The following is an 18,891-nucleotide window of genomic DNA, read 5'->3' as shown; positions in this document are numbered from 1 at the left end:
TATTTTACTATATTTTAGTGAACTGATAAAGATAATTTAAGTTACAGTTTGTGGGCGGAGGGTTTTCTGCCTTTAAAGGTATAGTACTCGGTAAAGCCTGCATCAAGGGCCATCTGCCTTGTCCGTTCAAAGCCGCAGGCCACCTGGTCCGCAAAGTGGGCGTCGGAGCCGAAGGTGATGATCCTGCCTCCCAGTTCATTAAATCTCTTAAGAATATAGGGGTGCGGATTGGGATTTCCCTCAGGATTGGTAAAAAGAACCTTGGAATTCACATCAAGTCCCTTGCCGTCCTTTATAAGTTTCAAAAGGATCGCATCTATGATATCGGCATAATCCTCAGGGCGGTAGGAAGCCCCCTTGTCCGGCGCATATCTTGTGATGTAGTCAAGATGCCCCAGAACATCGAAGTCTGTAAACTCAGTGATATTCTCAAGGGTACTCTCAAAGCATCTTCTGTACATGTCGCTTATGCTGCGGCCTTCCCATACGCTCTCATAATAGAAGTCCTCCCTGTCAAGAAGATGTATGGAGCCGATGACGAAATCAAAGTCGTACTTCGACATGTACTCCCGGTTCTTCCTTAAGGTGTCCTCAAGCTGCAACCCAAGCTCAACGCCAAAGCCGATGTCTATTTTCCCTGAGTATTTCTCCTTCATGGAGAGCACTTCATCCCGGTAGGGGTCGGTATCCAATGTAAAAAGATCCTTCGGATTCCCGGGAAGTTCCGGATAATCAAGGTCCTGATGCTCCGTAAAGCATATCTGTGTAAGGCCTTTTTCGATGGCTCTTTTTACCATGTCCTCCATGGGAGCCTGGCTGTCACCGGAGTGGTGGGTGTGCATATGAAAGTCTGCGAGTATGGGCATTTGACGTCTCCTGTATTTTCATTGATTTGATTTTGTACAATGATATAATATAACGGCAACGCGGATTTTAAAAGAATAAAAGGATGCACCGTGCATCGGGAGGAATATATATGACAGACCCATTACGGGCCATCAGAAACGGGGAAGAGCTGTCCCTGCGGCAGCAGATCATACTTATCGCACGGCTTAGTTTTCCGGCGATCCTTGCACAGATTTCATCGGTAATAATGCAGTACATAGACGCATCAATGGTTGGAAGGCTGGGACCCGATGCCTCGGCATCCATCGGCCTTGTCTCCAGCACCACCTGGCTGGTGAACGGAGTTGTGACCGCGGCGGGAATGGGCTTTTCCGTGCGGGTTGCCCACAAGATAGGAGCAAAGGACGACGGGGGAGCAAGGAACATCGTAAGGTGGGGAACGCTGTGCGCATTTTTGTTCAGCTTACTTCTGACGATGGCGACTGCGGCCTACAGCATTTACCTGCCCTCTGTCATGGGCGGAGCGCCTGAGATAAGAAGGGATGCAACGGCTTACTTCCTTATATATGCCCTTACTATCCCGGTACAGCAGCTGCTTTTAGTGTCCCAGGGAATGATCCAGTCCAGCGGCAATATCAGGCTTCCAAGCGTCCTTAACGTGGTGATGTGCGCCCTTGATGTGGTTTTCAACTTCCTGCTGATCCCAAGGCTGGGGGTTGCCGGTGCAGCCCTTGGAACCTCTCTTGCCAAGGCGGTCATCACGGCTGTGATGATGTGGCACCTTCTGGTGAAGTCCGAATACCTCCATCTTACTGACCGGGAAAAGAGTGAGCGTCAGAGCTTTAAGGATTTTGCTGCAAAAGAGATACCGGTTTCCTTAAAGATCGCCGTGCCCGTGGCCATCGACAGCATGATCATGGGCTTTGCCTATGTGGCCTTCACAAGGATCGTTTCGCCCTTCGGAACCATCGCAATAGCCGCCAACTCTTTTGCCATAACAGCAGAGAGCCTTTGCTATATGCCGGGATTTGGAATCGGCGTAGCCGCCACTACCATCGTGGGGCAGTGCATCGGAGCAAAAAGAAAGGACCTGGGAAAAAAGCTGGGGTGGTTCGCCACGGGGCTTGGAATGCTGGTGATGGGGCTTAGCGGAGCGCTGATGTACGTCTTTGCACCGGTGATGATAGGGATCCTTTCCCCGGACCTTCAGATAAGAGGCCTTGGTACAAGGATACTGAGGATTGAGGCCTTTGCGGAGCCCTTCTACGGGGCATCAATTGTGGCGGCCGGCGTGTTCAGGGGAGCCGGTGAGACCATGATGTCCAGCGTTCTGAATCTTCTCAGCGTGTGGGTTGTAAGGATACCTCTTGCGGCGTTTCTGGGGGCAAAATACGGGCTTGTGGGAGCGTGGATCGCCATGGCTTCGGAGCTTTGTGTAAGGGGAATTCTTTTCCTTATAAGAATGGCATTTTGGAACACGAAAAAACCATAAAAAGCTTGCGCTTAGGGCAAAAGTCTATTAGAATAGATGTTGCTGATAATTTATTATCAATTCAGATGATATAGGAACAGCAACCTATTTATTAAATTCATTTTAGGAGGAACTTAAAATGGCAGTAAAAGTAGCAATCAATGGTTTTGGCCGTATCGGTCGTCTTGCATTCAGACAGATGTTTGAGCATGAGGGAACAGAGATCGTAGCTATCAACGATCTTACAGCACCCAAGATGCTTGCTCACCTTTTGAAGTATGATTCTTCACAGGGCAAGTACAAATATGCTGACAAGGTATCTTTCGATGATGATTCCATCACAGTAAACGGAAAGAAGATCACAATCTACAAGGAAGCTGATGCTAATAACCTTCCTTGGGGCGAGATCGGTGTAGACGTTGTTCTTGAGTGTACAGGTTTCTACACATCTAAGGACAAGGCTCAGGCTCATATCAACGCTGGTGCTAAGAAGGTTGTTATTTCTGCTCCTGCAGGAAATGATCTTCCTACAATCGTATATAACGTTAACCACGAGACACTTACAGCAGATGACAACATCATCTCAGCTGCATCCTGCACAACAAACTGCCTTGCACCTATGGCTAAGGCTCTTAACGACTATGCACCTATCCAGTCCGGTATCATGGCAACAATCCATGCTTACACAGGCGATCAGATGATCCTTGATGGACCTCAGAGAAAGGGCGACCTTAGAAGAGCACGTGCCGGTGCTGTTAACATCGTTCCTAACTCAACAGGCGCTGCAAAGGCTATCGGCCTTGTTATCCCTGAGCTTAACGGCAAGCTCATCGGCGCTGCTCAGAGAGTACCTGTTCCCACAGGTTCAACAACACTTCTCTTCGCAGTTGTTAAGTCAGCTACAGAGGTTACAAAGGAGTCTGTTAACGAGGCTATGAAGAAGGCTTCTGATCCTGAGACCTTCGGTTACAACGAGGATGAGATCGTTTCTTCCGATATCGTTGGAATGACATATGGTTCACTGTTCGATGCAACACAGACCATGGTTACAAAGGTTTCTGATGATCTCTATGAGGTTCAGGTTGTTTCATGGTATGACAACGAGAACTCATACACATCACAGATGGTTAGAACAATTAAGTATTTTGAGAAGTTTGTTAAGTAATCACCCCGCGAGGTATTATTAACACATCAGAATTCAAAGAGGGTCCGGTCCCTTGGACCGAACCCTCTTTTCTTTTAAAAAATCCACAAAAGGAGAGAAGAACAATGGCATTAAACAAAAAGTCCGTAGATGACATCAACGTAAAGGGCAGACGTGTTCTTGTTCGCTGCGACTTCAACGTTCCTCTTAAGAACGGCGAGATCACAGACGAGACCAGAATCGTAGCAGCTCTTCCTACAATCAAGAAGCTCATGAAGGATGGCGGTAAGGTTATCCTTTGCTCACACCTTGGAAAGGTTAAGAATGGCCCCAACGAGGGTGAATCCCTTGCTCCCGTTGCCAAGAGACTTTCAGAGAAGCTTGGCAAGGATGTTAAGTTTATCAGCGACTACAGCGTAACCGGCGCAACAGCTACAGGCGCAGTAGAAGCTATGAACGAGGGAGATGTTATCCTTCTTCAGAATACCCGTTTCAGAGGCAAAGAGGAGACCAAGCCCGAAGAGGCAGGCGATGCTTTTGCAAAAGAGCTGGCTGATCTTGCCGACGATTATGTATGCGATGCTTTCGGATCAGCTCACAGAGCACATGCTTCCGTAGCAGGCGTTACAAAGTTCATCAAGGAAAAAGGCGGCAACAACGCAGTTGGATACCTTATGCAGAAGGAGATCGACTTCCTCGGAAATGCTGTTGAGAATCCTGAGAGACCTTTCGTAGCTATCCTTGGCGGTGCTAAGGTTGCTGACAAGCTCAACGTTATCAACTCTCTTCTTGAGAAGTGCGATACACTTATCATCGGTGGCGGTATGGCTTACACATTCCTTAAGGCTAAGGGATATGAAGTTGGTAAGTCACTCCTTGATGAGACCAAGGTTGATTACTGTAAGGAAATGATGGAGAAGGCTGAGAAGGCCGGCAAGAAGCTTCTTCTTCCCGTTGACACAGTTTGCATCGATTCCTTCCCTGATCCTATCGACAATCCTAACATCGCAACAACAGTTGTAGATGCTGACAAGATCCCTTCAGACAAAGAGGGCGCTGATATCGGACCTAAGACCATCGAGCTCTATTCAGAGGCTGTTAAGTCAGCTAAGACCGTTGTTTGGAACGGACCTATGGGCGTATTCGAGAACCCTGTTCTTGCAGAGGGCACAAAGGCAGTCGCTGAGGCTCTTTCAGAGACAGAGGCTACTACAATCATCGGCGGCGGCGACAGCGCAGCAGCTGTTAACCAGCTTGGCTATGCTGACAAGATGAGCCACATCTCAACAGGTGGCGGCGCTTCCCTTGAGTTCCTTGAGGGCAAGAAGCTTCCCGGCGTATACGCTGCAGACGACAAAGCGTGAGCGCTTAACGATACTCTGTTGAATAACTAATTTCTATATGATTTTGGAGGAATTTATAATGGCTAGAAGAAGAATCATCGCCGGAAACTGGAAGATGAACAAGACTCCCAGCGAGGCAGTAGCTCTTTGTAACGAGCTTAAGGATCTTGTAAAGAATGACGCTGTAGACGTTGTTTACTGCGTTCCTGCTATCGACATCGTTCCTGTTGTTGAGGCAGTTAAGGGCACAAACGTTAAGGTTGGTGCTGAGAACTTCTACATCGAGGACAAGGGTGCATTCACTGGTGAGATCTCAGCTCCCATGCTCAAGGAAGCAGGCGTTGAGTACATCATCATCGGACACTCAGAGAGAAGAGATATCTTCGGCGAGAACGATATCCTCATCAACCAGAAGGTTAAGAAGGCATTTGCTTCAGGCCTTAAGCCCATCCTTTGCTGCGGTGAGTCCCTTGCACTTCGTAAGGCAGGCACCTACAAAGAGTGGATCGCAAGACAGATCAAGTGGGATCTTGACGGCGTAACAGCTGATCAGGTTAAGGAGCTTGTTATCGCATACGAGCCTATCTGGGCTATCGGAACAGGCGAGACAGCTACATCAGACCAGGCTGAGGAAGTTTGCGGACTTATCCGTGAGCTCATCGGAGAGATGTATGATGCAGCTACTGCTGATGCAGTTCGCATCCAGTACGGCGGATCAATGAATGCCGGCAACGCTGCTGAGCTTCTTTCAAAGCCCAACATCGACGGCGGCCTTATCGGCGGCGCAAGCCTTAAGCCTGACTTTGGCCAGATCGTTAACGCATAATACAGCTGATATTTTCATCAGATATCAAGGCAGCCACACCGGAAACGGTGTGGCTGTTTTCATTGCACAATCGATCAGGCCACAGCCTACTTGATCGATATAAGTAAATTATGAAAAATAAACGCAATGTCGGCTTTTTTTACTTCGATAATAAACGTATTAGTGATATACTTATATAAGACACTTTGTTTTTCATGAATTCATTTATAAACGAATCAGGGGGCAATATGAGCGATAAGATGAGACTTGTGACACGTAGTGACTTTGATGGTTTGGTTTGTGCAATGATTCTGAGAGAGTGCGATCTGATCGATGATATCAAGTTCGTGCATCCCAAGGATGTTCAGGATGGCAAGATAGAGCTTACCGGCAATGATATCACAACAAATCTCCCATATGACCCGAGGGTATTTATGTGCTTTGACCATCATGAGTCAGAGCTTGTGCGTAATAAGGACATGAAGGACAAGAACAACTGGCATATCGACGGCTTTGCCAAGTCTGCAGCCAGAGTTGTTTACGACTATTATAAGAAAGAGGGGCATCCCCTTGAGAGGATCTCCGATGAGATCATGACAGCCGTTGATAAGGGCGATTCCGCTGACTTTACCGAGGAAGAGATCCTTAATCCCAAGGATTGGGTTCTTATGAACTTCCTTATGGATGCAAGAACAGGTCTTGGAAGATTCCATGATTTCAGGATTTCCAACTATGACCTTATGATGGAGCTTATCGACTATTGTGTTAACCATGATATCAAGGATGTTTTAGAACTTCCCGATGTTAAGGAGAGAGTCGATCTTTATATGGAGCAGTCTGAGTACTTCAAGGCTCAGCTCAAGGACATCTCCCACATGGAAGGAAAGGTTGTGGTAGTTGACCAGAAGGCCGCAGGAGATATCATCTATGCCGGCAATCGTTTCATGGTCTATGCTATGTTCCCTGAGGCTGAGATTTCCGTTCACATTGCATGGGGCTTCAAGAAGCAGAACACCGCAGTTATGATCGGTAAATCCATTATCAACAAGGCCTCCAATTTCAATATCGGCGATCTTTGCCTTGAGTATGGCGGCGGCGGACATGCCAATGCCGGAACCTGCCAGATCGACAACGACAAGATCGACACGGTTCTTCCTGAGATCATCAGAAAGATCAACGCCGGCTGACAATATGATTCAAAAGAGACAGCTCTTTTGACCATGCATAAACAGGCACTTACTATAGTGAATACTATGGCAGGTGCCTTTTTATCTGTTATTTAGCGGACCCTGCGAGGTTACACTATGAGATCAGAGGAAGAGATCAGAAAAAGACTCATCAAGGAGATAGACAGCTATCTAACCTGCCCCAAATTTACGGTGGAGGAGCATGCCCATAACGTCTCAATGCTGGCATGGGTGCTTGATATCTCCGACGATACGCTCAGCGACATGCTAAAAGATGCTGAAAACAAAATTTAGGAGGCTGCAGGATGTACTCTGCAATATTGTTTGACCTGGACGGAACATTGACGGATTCCGCTCCGGGCATAATACATGGATTTGAATACGCGATTAAGCAGATGGGAAAAGAGATGCCGTCAAAGGAGCAGCTTCGAAGATTTGTCGGACCTCCTCTTGAGGATTCCTTTGGCCGGATGCTGGGATATTCCGGGGAGGATACAAAGAGAGCCATAGCCATCTACAGGGACTATTACAACAATATGGGCGGAGTACTGGAGAACAGCGTTTACCCCGGGATAGAAGAGCTGCTTTTGAAGCTTAAGAACTCGGGAAAAAAGCTGGCGGTAGCAACCTCCAAGCATGAAAAGCCGGCAGCGACAGTACTTGAGCACTTCGGATTAAAAAAGTACTTTGATGTTGTGGCAGCATCTAACGATACAGACAGGCGTACCAAAGCCGATGTCATAAGATATGCCCTTGATAAGCTCTCAGTGACTGATAAAAGCGAAGTAATAATGGTAGGCGACAGGCATCACGATATAGGTGCCGCAAAAGAGACGGGCCTGGATTCCATAGGTGTTCTCTGGGGATATGGCGACCGGGATGAACTTGAAAATGCAGGAGCTACTTATGTAGTCGAGAGCAAATGGGAAATAATGGCACTGGCAACCGGTGACGGATTCAGGTTAAGACTGCTAAAGGAAGAGGATGACAGCATCTTGGCAGCCATCATCAGGGATAATCTAAAAAAGCGGAACCTGGACATTCCGGGCACAGTGTACTTTGATGAGGGGCTGGATCACCTAAGCAGCTACTACGGGAAAGACAATTGCAGGTATTTCGTCCTTGAAGACTGTGGCGGAAATGTTGTGGGCGGCATAGGCTTTGAGAGTTTTGTTCACATGCAGGATACGGCGGAGCTCCAAAAACTCTACCTTCATGATTCGGTAAAGGGATCAGGACTTGGGCTTACACTCATTTCCTTTATTGAAGATAAGATGAGGGATGCTGGATATAAGTATTCATACCTTGAGACTCACGACAATCTTGAGGCAGCGATCCACATATATGAAAAGAGCGGCTACTTGGAGATCGCAAGGCCACCGGAAGTTGGCCACGGAGCCATGAACCGGTTCTATAAAAAGAGCTGTTTTAATAATTATGCATAAAAACTGTTGACACAGCCCTTTGCAGGTTGTAATATTTTTTTAATTTAATACATCAAACCGATGAAGCGGAGATAACGGCAATGATGCCTTTACAGAGAGCCCGGCTGGCTGAGAACGGGTGAGAAACAAGTTGTCAAATGGACCGCAGAGGGTGCAGTGAACAGCAAGATCATAAATCAGGTGAGGGAGCTTAGTATTCTGCAACGTGAGGCATACGTCAGTTGCCGGGGGTATAAAGGTACCTCGCAAAGTGCACGGGTCAAACCGTGAATTCAAGGTGGCACCGCGGATAGTATAAGATTAAACTAATTCGTCCTTGACAGAACCAATCAATGATTCTGTCAAGGACGTTTTCTTTTGCGTGTGAAACAGAGTCATGCAGCGCACATACAGGAGGAGAAAAACAATGATCAAGGAAGCAATCGTAAAAATCGTAAACAAAGAGGACCTCACCTATGATGAGGCCTACGCTGTAATGAATGAGATCATGAGCGGCGAGACAAGCCCAACTCAGAATGCGGCATTTCTTTCAGCTCTTTCCACAAAGAGCGCAAGGGCTGAGACCACTGAAGAGATCGCAGGCTGCGCAGCTGCCATGAGAGATCACGCAACCAAAGTTGAGACCGGAATGGATGTATTTGAGATCGTTGGAACCGGCGGAGACAACGCAGGAAGCTTCAACATCTCCACCACCTCCGCCCTGGTTGCAGCAGCAGGCGGAATGAAGGTTGCCAAGCACGGAAACAGAGCAGCTTCCAGTAAGTGCGGAACAGCTGACTGCCTTGAGGCTCTTGGGGTAAACATTCAGCAGAGCCCCGAAAGATGCGTAGAGCTTCTCAAGGAAGCAGGCATGTGCTTCTTCTTTGCCCAGAAGTACCACACCTCCATGAAGTATGTTGGAGCCATCAGAAAAGAGCTGGGATTTAGAACAGTGTTCAATATCCTTGGACCTCTCACAAACCCGGGTTCACCTTCAATGCAGCTTCTTGGCGTATACGACGAATACCTGGTTGAGCCCCTGGCTCAGGTTCTTGTAAACCTTGGCGTTAAGAGAGGAATGGTTGTCTTCGGACTGGACAAGCTTGATGAGATTTCCATGAGCTGCGACACCAAGATCTGCGAGATCAAGGACGGTTGGTACAAGACCTACACCATTTCCCCTGAGGACTTCGGCTTTACAAAATGCGACAAGAGCGAGCTGGTTGGAGGAACTCCCGAGGAGAACGCACAGATAACTCTTGGAATCCTCAAGGGAGACAAGGGGCCCAAGAGAGATGCGGTTCTCATGAACGCAGGCGCTTCTCTCTACATCGGAGGAAAGGCCGATACCTTTGCCGATGGCGTGAAGCTTGCAGCAGAGCTTATCGATTCAGGCAAGGCTCTTGAAACCCTGAACAAGGTGATCGAAGTATCAAACCGCCCTGAAGCATAAGAAAGGACTAGTGCAATGACCATTCTTGATGAGATAGCTGCAGAAACCCGCCGCAGAGTAAGCAAGGCAAAAGAGCTTTCACCTTTAGCGGAAGTGAAGGCAAAAGCCCTGGCGCTTCCAAAGAAAAACTTTGAATTTGAAAAATCCCTGAAGGGGGACGAGATCTCTTTTATCTGCGAATGCAAAAAGGCATCCCCCTCAAAGGGAGTGATAGCAGAGGACTTCCCATACCTCGATATAGCAAAGGAGTACGAGAAAGCCGGAGCCGACTGCATCTCGGTGCTGACGGAGCCCAAGTGGTTCCTTGGAAAAGATGAGTATCTTAAGGAAATCACGGAGAACGTAAACATCCCCTGCCTTAGAAAGGACTTCACCGTAGATGAGTACATGATCTACGAGGCAAGGCTCCTTGGGGCATCGGCGGTACTGCTTATCTGCTCCATACTTACCAAGCAGCAGATAGAGGAGTATCTGGGGATCTGCGATGAGCTTGGACTCTCGGCACTGGTGGAAGCCCATGACGAAGCTGAAGTTAAGATGGCGATAGATGCCGGAGCAAGGATCATAGGCGTTAACAACAGAAACCTCAAGGATTTTACCGTTGATACCGGCAACAGCAAACGGCTGCGAAGCCTTATCCCCTCAGATGTGATCTTTGTTTCCGAGAGCGGAGTGAAGGGACCGGAGGATGTGAAGGCCATCAGGGAGATTGGAGCAAACGCGGTTCTTGTGGGAGAGACCCTGATGAGAGCAGAGGACAAAAGGGCCAAGCTAAACGAGCTGAAAGGGAAATGACAGATATGAACAATACCAGGATCAAGCTCTGCGGCCTAAGCCGCCTTGAGGATATAGAAGAGGCCAACAGACTAAAGCCTGATTATATAGGCTTTGTGTTCTGGGAGAAAAGCAGGCGAAACGTTCCTCTCGATAAAGCCCGGGAGCTGAAGATGGCTCTTTTGCCCGGGATAAAGGCAGTAGGGGTGTTCGTTGACGAATCTCCCGAGAGGATAGCCGGTCTTTTGAGAGAAGAAATCATAGATGCGGCGCAGCTTCATGGGCATGAGGACGAAGAGTACATAAAAAGGCTTCGGACACTGGCCCCGGGAAAGCCCATAATTAAGGCCTTTGTGATACGAAACAAAGAAGACCTTGAAGCGGCAGAGAAGTCCTCGGCGGACCTGCTTCTTCTGGATTCGGGAACAGGAACGGGGAAAGCTTTTGACCATGAGCTGTTAAAAGAAGCAGCTATCACAAAACCATATTTTCTGGCAGGGGGACTTGGCCCCGATAACGTTGGAAAGGCCATAGATGTTCTAAGCCCCTTCGGAGTGGATGTAAGCTCCGGGATTGAGACAGAAGGGGTAAAAGACCCGGTGAAGATGAAACAGTTTACGGATGCGGTGCGATGCGCCGGCAATGATACAGACGAAAAGCGCTGACAAGAGGAGAGTATATTATGACAAATCAAAACGGCAGATTCGGAATACATGGTGGACAGTACATACCTGAGACGCTTATGAACGCTGTTATAGAGCTGGAGGAAGCCTATAACAGGTACAAGGACGATCCGGAGTTTAATGCAGAGCTCACTGAGCTTTTGAATGAATATGCGGGAAGGCCCTCAAGGCTCTACTATGCGGAGAAGATGACAAAAGACCTGGGCGGGGCCAGGATCTATCTTAAGAGAGAGGACTTAAACCACACCGGCGCCCACAAGATCAACAACGTTCTTGGCCAGGCGCTTCTTGCCAAGAAGATGGGTAAGACAAGGCTCATAGCAGAGACCGGCGCAGGACAGCATGGAGTGGCTACGGCTACGGCAGCGGCGCTTATGGGCATGGAATGTGTTGTTTTCATGGGAGAAGAGGACACAAAGAGACAGGCCCTTAACGTATACAGAATGAGGCTCCTTGGAGCAGAAGTTATCCCGGTAACATCGGGAACAGCCACCTTGAAGGACGCAGTTTCAGAGGCCATGAGAGAGTGGACCAGCAGGATTGACGACACCCATTACTGCCTGGGGTCCGTAATGGGACCCCACCCTTTTCCTACTATCGTAAGGGATTTTCAGGCGGTGATTTCAAAAGAGATAAAAGAACAGATCCTTGAAAAGGAGGGAAGGCTTCCGGATGCGGTTATCGCCTGTGTAGGCGGCGGATCCAATGCCATCGGAACCTTCTACAACTTCATTGAGGATAAAGACGTACAGCTCATAGGCTGCGAGGCGGCAGGAAGAGGCGTTGACACCTTTGAGACCGCAGCTACCATCGCAACAGGAAAACTGGGAATCTTCCACGGAATGAAGTCTTACTTCTGTCAGGACGAGTACGGTCAGATCGCACCGGTATACTCAATTTCCGCAGGCCTTGATTATCCCGGCATCGGCCCCGAGCACGCCCACCTTCACGACATAGGAAGAGCTGAGTATGTGCCCGTCACCGATGAGGAGGCAGTAAATGCATTTGAGTACATGGCCCGCACTGAAGGCATAATTCCTGCCATCGAGTCATCACATGCAGTGGCTCACGCCATGAAGATCGCGCCTAAAATGGACAAGGACAAGATCATCGTCATCACAATTTCAGGCCGCGGCGACAAGGACTGCGCAGCCATTGCCCGCTACAGAGGGGAGGATATCAATGAGTAATATAAGAAAAGCATTTGAGAATAACAAAGCATTTATCGCATTCATAACCTGCGGTGACCCTGACCTTGAGACCACCAAAGAAGTGGTGAAGGCAGCAGCAGACAACGGCGCAGACCTTATTGAGCTTGGCATCCCTTTCTCGGATCCCACAGCCGAGGGCCCTGTGATCCAGGGGGCAAATCTTCGCGCTCTTACGGGAGGAGTTACCACAGACAAGATTTTTGACCTGGTAAAGGAACTTCGAAAGGATGTCACGATCCCCATGGTATTCATGACCTATGCCAACGTGGTTTATTCCTACGGCGCAGAGCGCTTTATTTCCGCCTGCAGGGAGATTGGCATCGACGGAATCATCCTTCCCGATCTTCCATTTGAGGAGAAGGAGGAGTTCCTTCCGGTGTGCCATAAGTATGGTGTGGATCTGATATCCCTTATCGCTCCAACTTCCGAAAACCGCATCGCCATGATCGCAAAAGAGGCTGAGGGCTTTATCTACGTGGTTTCAAGCCTTGGGGTTACAGGAACCAGAACCAGCATCACCACCGATCTTGGATCAATAGTAAGTGCGATTCGTGAGAACACCGATGTTCCCTGCGCCATCGGCTTTGGCATTTCAACACCGGAGCAGGCAAAGGCCATGGCCGCCATTTCCGACGGCGCCATCGTTGGATCAGCTATTATCAAGATAATCGAGAAATACGGCAAAGACGCTCCCAAGTATGTGGGCGAGTATGTAAGCAGCATGAAACAGGGAGTTTTGGCTTCATGATTCCGGGAGAGGAAGATCAATGACAGATTTTTCAATAACATTAGAAGAGGCAAAAGAAATAGCTGCTTCCGGGTCTTACAACGTCATACCGGTAAGCTGCAGCATAATGAGTGACATCATCACTCCAATAGAGCTTATGAGAAAGCTCAAGAAGGTCTCCACCCATTGCTACATGCTGGAGTCCGCCCAGGCCAATGAGTACTGGGGCAGATACACCTTTATGGGCTATGATCCTAAGATGGCCATAAGCTGCATGGACGGGGAGCTTACCGTCAGCAGCAGATGCGACGAGGAAAGCAAAGGAGGCGATGCTGAAGCTGCGTTTACCTCCGGAAGCAATCTTGAAGATAAGGTTTACAAGACTGACAGGCCCTGGGAAATCCTGCGTACAATCCTTGAAGACTACAAGAGCCCAAGACTTGAGGATATGCCTCCTTTTACAGGTGGCCTTGTGGGATATTTTTCCTTTGATTATTTTTGTTACTGCGAGCCAAGCGCAAGAGGAGCTGTCGAAGACAACGATGCTTTTAAGGACCTTGACCTTATGCTTTTTGACAGGGTCATCGCCTTCGACAATGTATCCCAGAAGATAATTCTTATAGTCAATGCAAGGTGCGATGACATAGAAGCAGGATACAAGACAGCTCAGGAGGAGCTCCTTCGAATGAGACAGCTTATCCTTCACGGAGAAAAGTCCAACGAGGAGACGGGCAAACTTACCGGAGAGGTGACGGCTCTTTTTACCAGGGAAGAGTACTGCGACATGGTGGAGAGAGGAAAGCGCCATATAAAAGAGGGAGACATCTTCCAGATCGTGCTCTCAAACAGGCTTTCCGCGCCATTTAAGGGGAGCCTTCTTGACACCTACAGGGTTCTTAGAACCATCAATCCTTCACCCTACATGTTCTACTTCTCAGGAACGGACGTTGAGGTGGCGGGAGCTTCACCGGAGACCCTTGTTAAGCTTGAGGACGGCATTCTTCACACCTTCCCTCTTGCCGGCACAAGGCCCAGAGGCAAGACCAGGCAGGAGGACGAGGCCCTGGAAAAAGAGCTTCTGGCAGACGAAAAGGAGCTTGCAGAGCACAACATGCTTGTGGACCTTGGCAGGAACGACCTTGGCAAGATAAGCGAGTTTGGAAGCGTCGAGGTGGAAAAGCTCCACTCCATCGAGAGATATTCCCATGTCATGCACATCGGCTCCACAGTCCGTGGAAAGATCAGGAAGGAGTACGATGCTCTGGATGCCATAAATGCGGTGCTGCCTGCGGGAACACTTTCGGGAGCCCCAAAGATAAGGGCGGTTCAGCTAATAGGTGACCTTGAGAACAACAAGCGCGGTATCTATGGCGGAGCCATCGGTTACATTGATTTTGCGGGGAACATGGACACCTGCATCGCCATCCGCCTTGTGTACAAGAAGAACGACAGAGTGTATGTAAGAAGCGGAGCGGGAATTGTTGCAGATTCCGATCCCGAGAAGGAATACCAGGAGTGCCTCAACAAGGCCAGAGCGTCTCTGCGCTCTTTGGAACTTTCACAGGAGGTGGACGCATGATCCTGCTTATAGATAATTACGACAGCTTTTCCTACAACCTTTTCCAGTTTGTGGGCGAGATAGATCCGGATATCAAAGTCATCAGAAACGATGAGCTGACCGTGGAGGAGATACGTGCTCTTGCCCCTGACAGGATAATCCTTTCTCCCGGACCGGGAAGGCCCGAGGATGCAGGCATAATCGTAGAGGCAGCAAAGACTCTGGGAAAAGAGATCCCGACCCTGGGTGTATGTCTTGGCCATCAGGCCATCTGCATGGCTTTCGGAGCCACCATAACCTACGCCAAAGAGCTGATGCACGGCAAGCAGTCTGTGGTTAAGTTCGACAGGGACTGCCTATTGTTTAAGGACTGCCCGGAAAACGCAAAAGTAGCCAGATATCATTCTCTGGCAGCAGATCCTTCTACTATGCCTGATTGCCTTAAGGTAACCGCGGTAACTGACGACGGTGAGATCATGGCAGTACAGCACAGGGATTACCCCATCTACGGTGTCCAGTTTCACCCGGAATCCATCATGACTCCCGATGGCAAAACAATGCTAAGGAGCTTTATTAGGGATGGCTCTAACTGACTCTTGGGGAATGAAACATGTAATACCCGGCGGCCAAATGTGGCCGCCTTTTTACTGCAGCTTTTGCCCCAAGATGCTATGATAGATAATAACCAACAAATATCGAAGACAACGGAGCAACTCAATGAAATACAGCCTACTATTTCCAAACCAAAACCTGGAATACAGAAAGACCAGCGACCTGACGGTGCACGATATCGGCATGGACAGTGTGCTTTTGAAACTCTCGGAGGAGAAGAACGAGCAGACCTATATCACCAACGTGATGAAGATGATCACCGCCGACCCTGAGAACGCCCGCTTCAGGAGCGACGTCTTTGACGACATATACAGAAATAAGAAGATGAGAGAGGAACTTTTGGAACTCCTTGATAAAGTGGACTTTCTTAAGGAATACGGCAGTTACAAGCATGACAACGACCATGATCCCGGAGTTTGGGATCTTCTCCACAGACTTGAGGAGATAAACGATTACATCGAGAGCATCGGTGCCATCTACAGGTGCCTAGCCGAGGCGGATATACACTCAAAGGGGCTTCTTGGACTTAAGAAGTATGTAAGCGACCTGTACGAGGACAACGGTTTCGAGGGCCTTAAAAAAGACATCAAGAACCTTCGGGCGGACACCGGCAATCTAAAAAGCGTCACCGTTGGCATCAACTTGAATGAGCGCTTCGAGGCCAGCGGCATCGGACTTATCTCCATCAACAACAAGCCCTTTACCAGGGCCAAACTTGTGAGCCACTTCATGGACAAGGTCTCGGGAAAAGACATTATTAATGACGGAACTGAGTGGAAGGGAGACTACAAATTTGACGAGATAAATGCCAAGGGACCTTTAAATGATGGAAAGGATTTCATTCCTCCTGTCTTCAGCCCCCTTGCTATGATGAGTGTCATGAAGGTCTCGGAAGCAGACGATACCACCAGGACCATCACCAACTACATGGACAAGATAACCGACAGGATGCTGAGCCAGACGGTAAAGCACCTTCGAAACGTCCTGAACAAATACACCATGCTCACAGTTACCGACATAACCGACCTTATGCCGGAGTTCATCTTCTACATAAGGTGGGCTGAGTACATCGAGAAGATGACGGAAAAGGGAGCAGCCTTCTGCAAACCGCTGGCCAAAGATCCTTCGGAGAGTGAAGGCTCTTTTTCCATGGAATCTGAAGGCGTATATAATATCAAACTCCTTGCGGAGCACAGCGGAGATGCTATCGGCGACATAGTCACCAACCGCCTGGATTTCTCCGATGAGCACACGCTGTATATTCTGACCGGTGCCAATATGGGCGGCAAGACCACCATAACTCAGACCATAGGCCAGCTTTTCTTTATTGCCCAGGCGGGGATTTACGTGCCGGCGACGAAGTTTGAATATGTCCCTGTGGATGACATCTTCACCCACTTTCCTGCGGATGAGGACAAGACCATGGATCTTGGCCGCCTTGGAGAGGAGTGCAAGCGCTTCAAGGAGATCTACGAGCTTGCTTCGGAAAAGAGCCTGATGCTCCTCAACGAGACTTTCTCAACCACCTCCTTTGAAGAGGGCTACTACATAGCAAGGGACTGCTCAAGAGCTATTTTGAGGAAGGGCATAAGGACCATCTACAACACCCACATGCACAAGCTTGCCATGGAGATAGATTCCATCAACGATAAGGAGTACAAGGCAAAAGCCGCCTCCCTTGTGGTAAAAGCAGAGGAGGGAAGAAGGCTGTACGAAGTTGAGGTTGCACCGCCCAAGGGCCTGTCCTACGCCAGGGACATCGCGGAGAAATACGGGGTGACCTTTGAAATGCTGACAAAATAAGCCCTTTTCACGGCGCATCTTATGAGATATACTGAATTCTTAATAACGGGGGTGCGTCATGAAGCTTATAAAGAAGTTTATTCCATATTACAGACCATATATAGGAGTGTTTCTCTTAGACCTTTTGTGTGCTACGGTGCTGTCGGTGATCGACCTGGCATTTCCGCAGTTCCTGCGTCGTCTTCGGGAAACACTTTTTCTTGAGAGTCCGGAGCTGATCTTAAAAAGACTCGGGCTGATCGCGGCTCTTTTGCTTGCCATGTATCTTGTAAGATCCCTTTGCAGATACTACGTGGCTTACCAGGGACACATGATGGGAGCACGGATGGAATCCACCATGCGCCGGGAGCTGTTTGAGCGGTTCGAAGCATTTTCTTTTTCCTACTATGATACCCATAACACCGGAGAGATGATGAGTAAGCTGATATCGGATCTGTTTGATATCTCCGAGCTTGCCCACCACGGCCCTGAGAATATCTTCATCTCAGTTATCAAGATCATCGGATCCTTCATTCTGCTTATGCGCATCAATGTGCCCATGACCCTGTGCCTTGTGGTTGTGGTGGTATTTATGGCGATATTCTCGGTTAGCCAGAATACCCGCATGAGAGCGACCTTTGCGGACAACAGGAAGAAGATTGCGGGCATCAACTCGTCCCTTCAGGATACCCTTGGAGGAATCAGGGTTGTGAAGTCCTTCACCGGTGAGGACATCGAGCAGGAGAAGTTCGACAGATCAAACATAGCCTTCCTTGATTCCAAGAAAGCAAACTACAGGCAGATGGCTCTTTTCTTCTCTGGGAACAATTTCTTCGAGGGACTGATGTATATTGCGGTCCTGGTGGCGGGAGGCTTCTTCATCGCCAAGGGAACTCTTACCGTTGAGGACCTTGCCATCTATGCGCTGTACATCAGCATCTTCATCAATCCCGTGCACGTTCTGGTGGAGTTCACTGAGCAGCTCCAGAAGGGCCTTGCGGGCTTTGAGAGATTCTCCGAGGTCATGGACACCATGCCCGAGATCGTTGATGATCCCGATGCCGGAGAGCTTAAGGACGTCAAGGGCGTTATCGATTACGAGGATGTTTCCTTCTCCTATGAAAAAGAGGAGACGGTTTTAAATCACATAGATCTTCACGTGGAGGCGGGTAAATCCGTGGCCATCGTCGGACCTTCCGGCGGCGGAAAGACTACGCTGTGTTCCCTCCTTCCCAGGTTCTACGATGTTACCGGCGGCCGGGTCCTTATCGACGGCACCGACATAAGGACTGTGACTCAGAAGTCCCTGCGCTCCTTTATAGGTATCGTGCAGCAGGATGTATATCTTTTTAACGGCACGGTAAAAGAGAATATCGCCTACGGAAGGCTTGATGCCACCATGGAGGAGATCATCGAGGCAGCCAGGAGTGCGGATATCCTGGAGTTTATAGAAAGTCTCCCCGACGGCTTCGATACCCAGGTGGGAGAGAGGGGAGCAAGGCTCTCCGGCGGCCAGAAGCAGAGGATTGCCATTGCCAGGATCTTCCTCAAGAACCCGCCGATACTGATACTGGATGAGGCCACCAGCGCGCTGGACAACGAGTCCGAGAGATATATCCAGGAGAGCCTGGATAAGCTGGCTGTGGGGCGTACCACCATCACCATCGCCCACCGCCTGTCCACGATCCTTGGCGCCGACGAGATCATCGTCCTTGACGGTGACGGTATCCGGGAGAGGGGCACCCACAAGGAACTCATAAAGCAGGGTGGCATCTACGAGAAGTACTACCGCATGCAGCTGGGAACACTGTAAGAAGTATTCCCGCGTGCAGCCGGAGCACCGGAATAATGCGAATTTGGATGAAAAAGCT

The 18,891-nt window shown here is 49.1% G+C and carries 17 protein-coding genes; 16 read left to right on the top strand and 1 reads right to left on the bottom strand.

The window, feature by feature from the left end:
- Positions 1 to 41: 41 nt before the first annotated feature.
- Positions 42 to 866, bottom strand: a complete 825-nt coding sequence (locus tag T456_RS0115750; RefSeq protein WP_024866973.1) for a histidinol-phosphatase HisJ family protein — start codon at positions 864 to 866, stop codon at positions 42 to 44.
- A gap of 110 nt (positions 867 to 976) precedes the next feature.
- On the opposite strand from T456_RS0115750, the gene T456_RS0115745 reads away from it, so the two are divergent.
- From T456_RS0115745 to T456_RS0115665, 16 genes are all read left to right on the top strand, one after another.
- Positions 977 to 2,338: an MATE family efflux transporter gene (locus T456_RS0115745; RefSeq protein ID WP_024866972.1), complete on the top strand. Its 1,362-nt coding sequence runs from the start codon at positions 977 to 979 to the stop codon at positions 2,336 to 2,338.
- A gap of 118 nt (positions 2,339 to 2,456) precedes the next feature.
- On the top strand, positions 2,457 to 3,482 hold the full coding sequence (gap, locus tag T456_RS0115740; RefSeq protein ID WP_024866971.1) for a type I glyceraldehyde-3-phosphate dehydrogenase: 1,026 nt from the start codon (positions 2,457 to 2,459) through the stop codon (positions 3,480 to 3,482).
- Between the two features lie 104 nt (positions 3,483 to 3,586).
- Positions 3,587 to 4,825, top strand: coding sequence for a phosphoglycerate kinase (locus T456_RS0115735; protein WP_024866970.1), 1,239 nt, complete (start codon positions 3,587 to 3,589; stop codon positions 4,823 to 4,825).
- 58 nt (positions 4,826 to 4,883) lie between these two features.
- On the top strand, positions 4,884 to 5,630 hold the full coding sequence (gene tpiA / locus T456_RS0115730; RefSeq protein ID WP_024866969.1) for a triose-phosphate isomerase: 747 nt from the start codon (positions 4,884 to 4,886) through the stop codon (positions 5,628 to 5,630).
- Positions 5,631 to 5,857: 227 nt separating this feature from the next.
- A complete protein-coding gene (locus tag T456_RS0115725) occupies positions 5,858 to 6,796 on the top strand; it encodes an exopolyphosphatase (RefSeq protein ID WP_024866968.1) in 939 nt (312 codons plus the stop codon).
- A gap of 117 nt (positions 6,797 to 6,913) precedes the next feature.
- A complete protein-coding gene (locus tag T456_RS22615; RefSeq protein WP_155838119.1) occupies positions 6,914 to 7,090 on the top strand; it encodes a hypothetical protein in 177 nt (58 codons plus the stop codon).
- 11 nt (positions 7,091 to 7,101) lie between these two features.
- Positions 7,102 to 8,241, top strand: a complete 1,140-nt coding sequence (locus T456_RS23285; protein WP_242835996.1) for a GNAT family N-acetyltransferase — start codon at positions 7,102 to 7,104, stop codon at positions 8,239 to 8,241.
- Positions 8,242 to 8,647: 406 nt separating this feature from the next.
- Positions 8,648 to 9,673, top strand: a complete 1,026-nt coding sequence (gene trpD, locus T456_RS0115705) for an anthranilate phosphoribosyltransferase (RefSeq protein ID WP_024866967.1) — start codon at positions 8,648 to 8,650, stop codon at positions 9,671 to 9,673.
- A 15-nt stretch (positions 9,674 to 9,688) separates the two neighbouring features.
- Positions 9,689 to 10,468, top strand: a complete 780-nt coding sequence (gene trpC / locus T456_RS0115700; protein ID WP_024866966.1) for an indole-3-glycerol phosphate synthase TrpC — start codon at positions 9,689 to 9,691, stop codon at positions 10,466 to 10,468.
- A 5-nt stretch (positions 10,469 to 10,473) separates the two neighbouring features.
- Entirely contained in the window at positions 10,474 to 11,112 is a 639-nt protein-coding gene (locus T456_RS0115695) for a phosphoribosylanthranilate isomerase (protein WP_035802503.1), read from the top strand.
- A 17-nt stretch (positions 11,113 to 11,129) separates the two neighbouring features.
- The gene (gene trpB, locus T456_RS0115690) at positions 11,130 to 12,320 is read left to right on the top strand and encodes a tryptophan synthase subunit beta (RefSeq protein WP_024866964.1); all 1,191 of its coding nucleotides are present in this window, start codon (positions 11,130 to 11,132) and stop codon (positions 12,318 to 12,320) included.
- Positions 12,313 to 13,089: a tryptophan synthase subunit alpha gene (trpA, locus tag T456_RS0115685; RefSeq protein ID WP_024866963.1), complete on the top strand. Its 777-nt coding sequence runs from the start codon at positions 12,313 to 12,315 to the stop codon at positions 13,087 to 13,089. The genes trpB and trpA overlap by 8 nt, the downstream gene beginning before the upstream one ends.
- A 19-nt stretch (positions 13,090 to 13,108) precedes the next feature.
- Complete coding sequence (gene trpE / locus T456_RS0115680) at positions 13,109 to 14,647, top strand: anthranilate synthase component I (RefSeq protein WP_024866962.1); 1,539 nt, start codon at positions 13,109 to 13,111, stop codon at positions 14,645 to 14,647.
- Positions 14,644 to 15,219, top strand: a complete 576-nt coding sequence (locus tag T456_RS0115675) for an anthranilate synthase component II (RefSeq protein WP_024866961.1) — start codon at positions 14,644 to 14,646, stop codon at positions 15,217 to 15,219. Before trpE ends, T456_RS0115675 begins: the two co-directional genes overlap by 4 nt.
- 124 nt (positions 15,220 to 15,343) lie before the next feature.
- A complete protein-coding gene (locus T456_RS0115670; RefSeq protein ID WP_024866960.1) occupies positions 15,344 to 17,041 on the top strand; it encodes a MutS-related protein in 1,698 nt (565 codons plus the stop codon).
- A gap of 58 nt (positions 17,042 to 17,099) precedes the next feature.
- Positions 17,100 to 18,833, top strand: a complete 1,734-nt coding sequence (locus tag T456_RS0115665) for an ABC transporter ATP-binding protein (protein ID WP_024866959.1) — start codon at positions 17,100 to 17,102, stop codon at positions 18,831 to 18,833.
- Positions 18,834 to 18,891 lie beyond the last annotated feature (58 nt).

The organism is Butyrivibrio sp. FCS014, assembly GCF_000526935.1.
Lineage (GTDB): Bacteria > Bacillota > Clostridia > Lachnospirales > Lachnospiraceae > Butyrivibrio.
The sequence above is the reverse complement of the archived record's forward strand: the minus strand, read 5'-3'. Positions and strand labels throughout refer to the sequence as shown.

Coding starts and splice junctions, on each gene's coding strand:
- T456_RS0115725 (WP_024866968.1), top strand. CDS start 5,858: ATGAGCGATAAGATGAGACTTGTGACACGTAGTGACTTTGATGGTTTG.
- gap (WP_024866971.1), top strand. CDS start 2,457: ATGGCAGTAAAAGTAGCAATCAATGGTTTTGGCCGTATCGGTCGTCTT.
- trpE (WP_024866962.1), top strand. CDS start 13,109: ATGACAGATTTTTCAATAACATTAGAAGAGGCAAAAGAAATAGCTGCT.
- T456_RS0115675 (WP_024866961.1), top strand. CDS start 14,644: ATGATCCTGCTTATAGATAATTACGACAGCTTTTCCTACAACCTTTTC.
- tpiA (WP_024866969.1), top strand. CDS start 4,884: ATGGCTAGAAGAAGAATCATCGCCGGAAACTGGAAGATGAACAAGACT.
- T456_RS22615 (WP_155838119.1), top strand. CDS start 6,914: ATGAGATCAGAGGAAGAGATCAGAAAAAGACTCATCAAGGAGATAGAC.
- trpA (WP_024866963.1), top strand. CDS start 12,313: ATGAGTAATATAAGAAAAGCATTTGAGAATAACAAAGCATTTATCGCA.
- trpB (WP_024866964.1), top strand. CDS start 11,130: ATGACAAATCAAAACGGCAGATTCGGAATACATGGTGGACAGTACATA.
- T456_RS0115735 (WP_024866970.1), top strand. CDS start 3,587: ATGGCATTAAACAAAAAGTCCGTAGATGACATCAACGTAAAGGGCAGA.
- trpD (WP_024866967.1), top strand. CDS start 8,648: ATGATCAAGGAAGCAATCGTAAAAATCGTAAACAAAGAGGACCTCACC.
- T456_RS0115750 (WP_024866973.1), bottom strand. CDS start 866: ATGCCCATACTCGCAGACTTTCATATGCACACCCACCACTCCGGTGAC.
- T456_RS0115745 (WP_024866972.1), top strand. CDS start 977: ATGACAGACCCATTACGGGCCATCAGAAACGGGGAAGAGCTGTCCCTG.
- T456_RS0115665 (WP_024866959.1), top strand. CDS start 17,100: ATGAAGCTTATAAAGAAGTTTATTCCATATTACAGACCATATATAGGA.
- trpC (WP_024866966.1), top strand. CDS start 9,689: ATGACCATTCTTGATGAGATAGCTGCAGAAACCCGCCGCAGAGTAAGC.
- T456_RS0115695 (WP_035802503.1), top strand. CDS start 10,474: ATGAACAATACCAGGATCAAGCTCTGCGGCCTAAGCCGCCTTGAGGAT.
- T456_RS23285 (WP_242835996.1), top strand. CDS start 7,102: ATGTACTCTGCAATATTGTTTGACCTGGACGGAACATTGACGGATTCC.
- T456_RS0115670 (WP_024866960.1), top strand. CDS start 15,344: ATGAAATACAGCCTACTATTTCCAAACCAAAACCTGGAATACAGAAAG.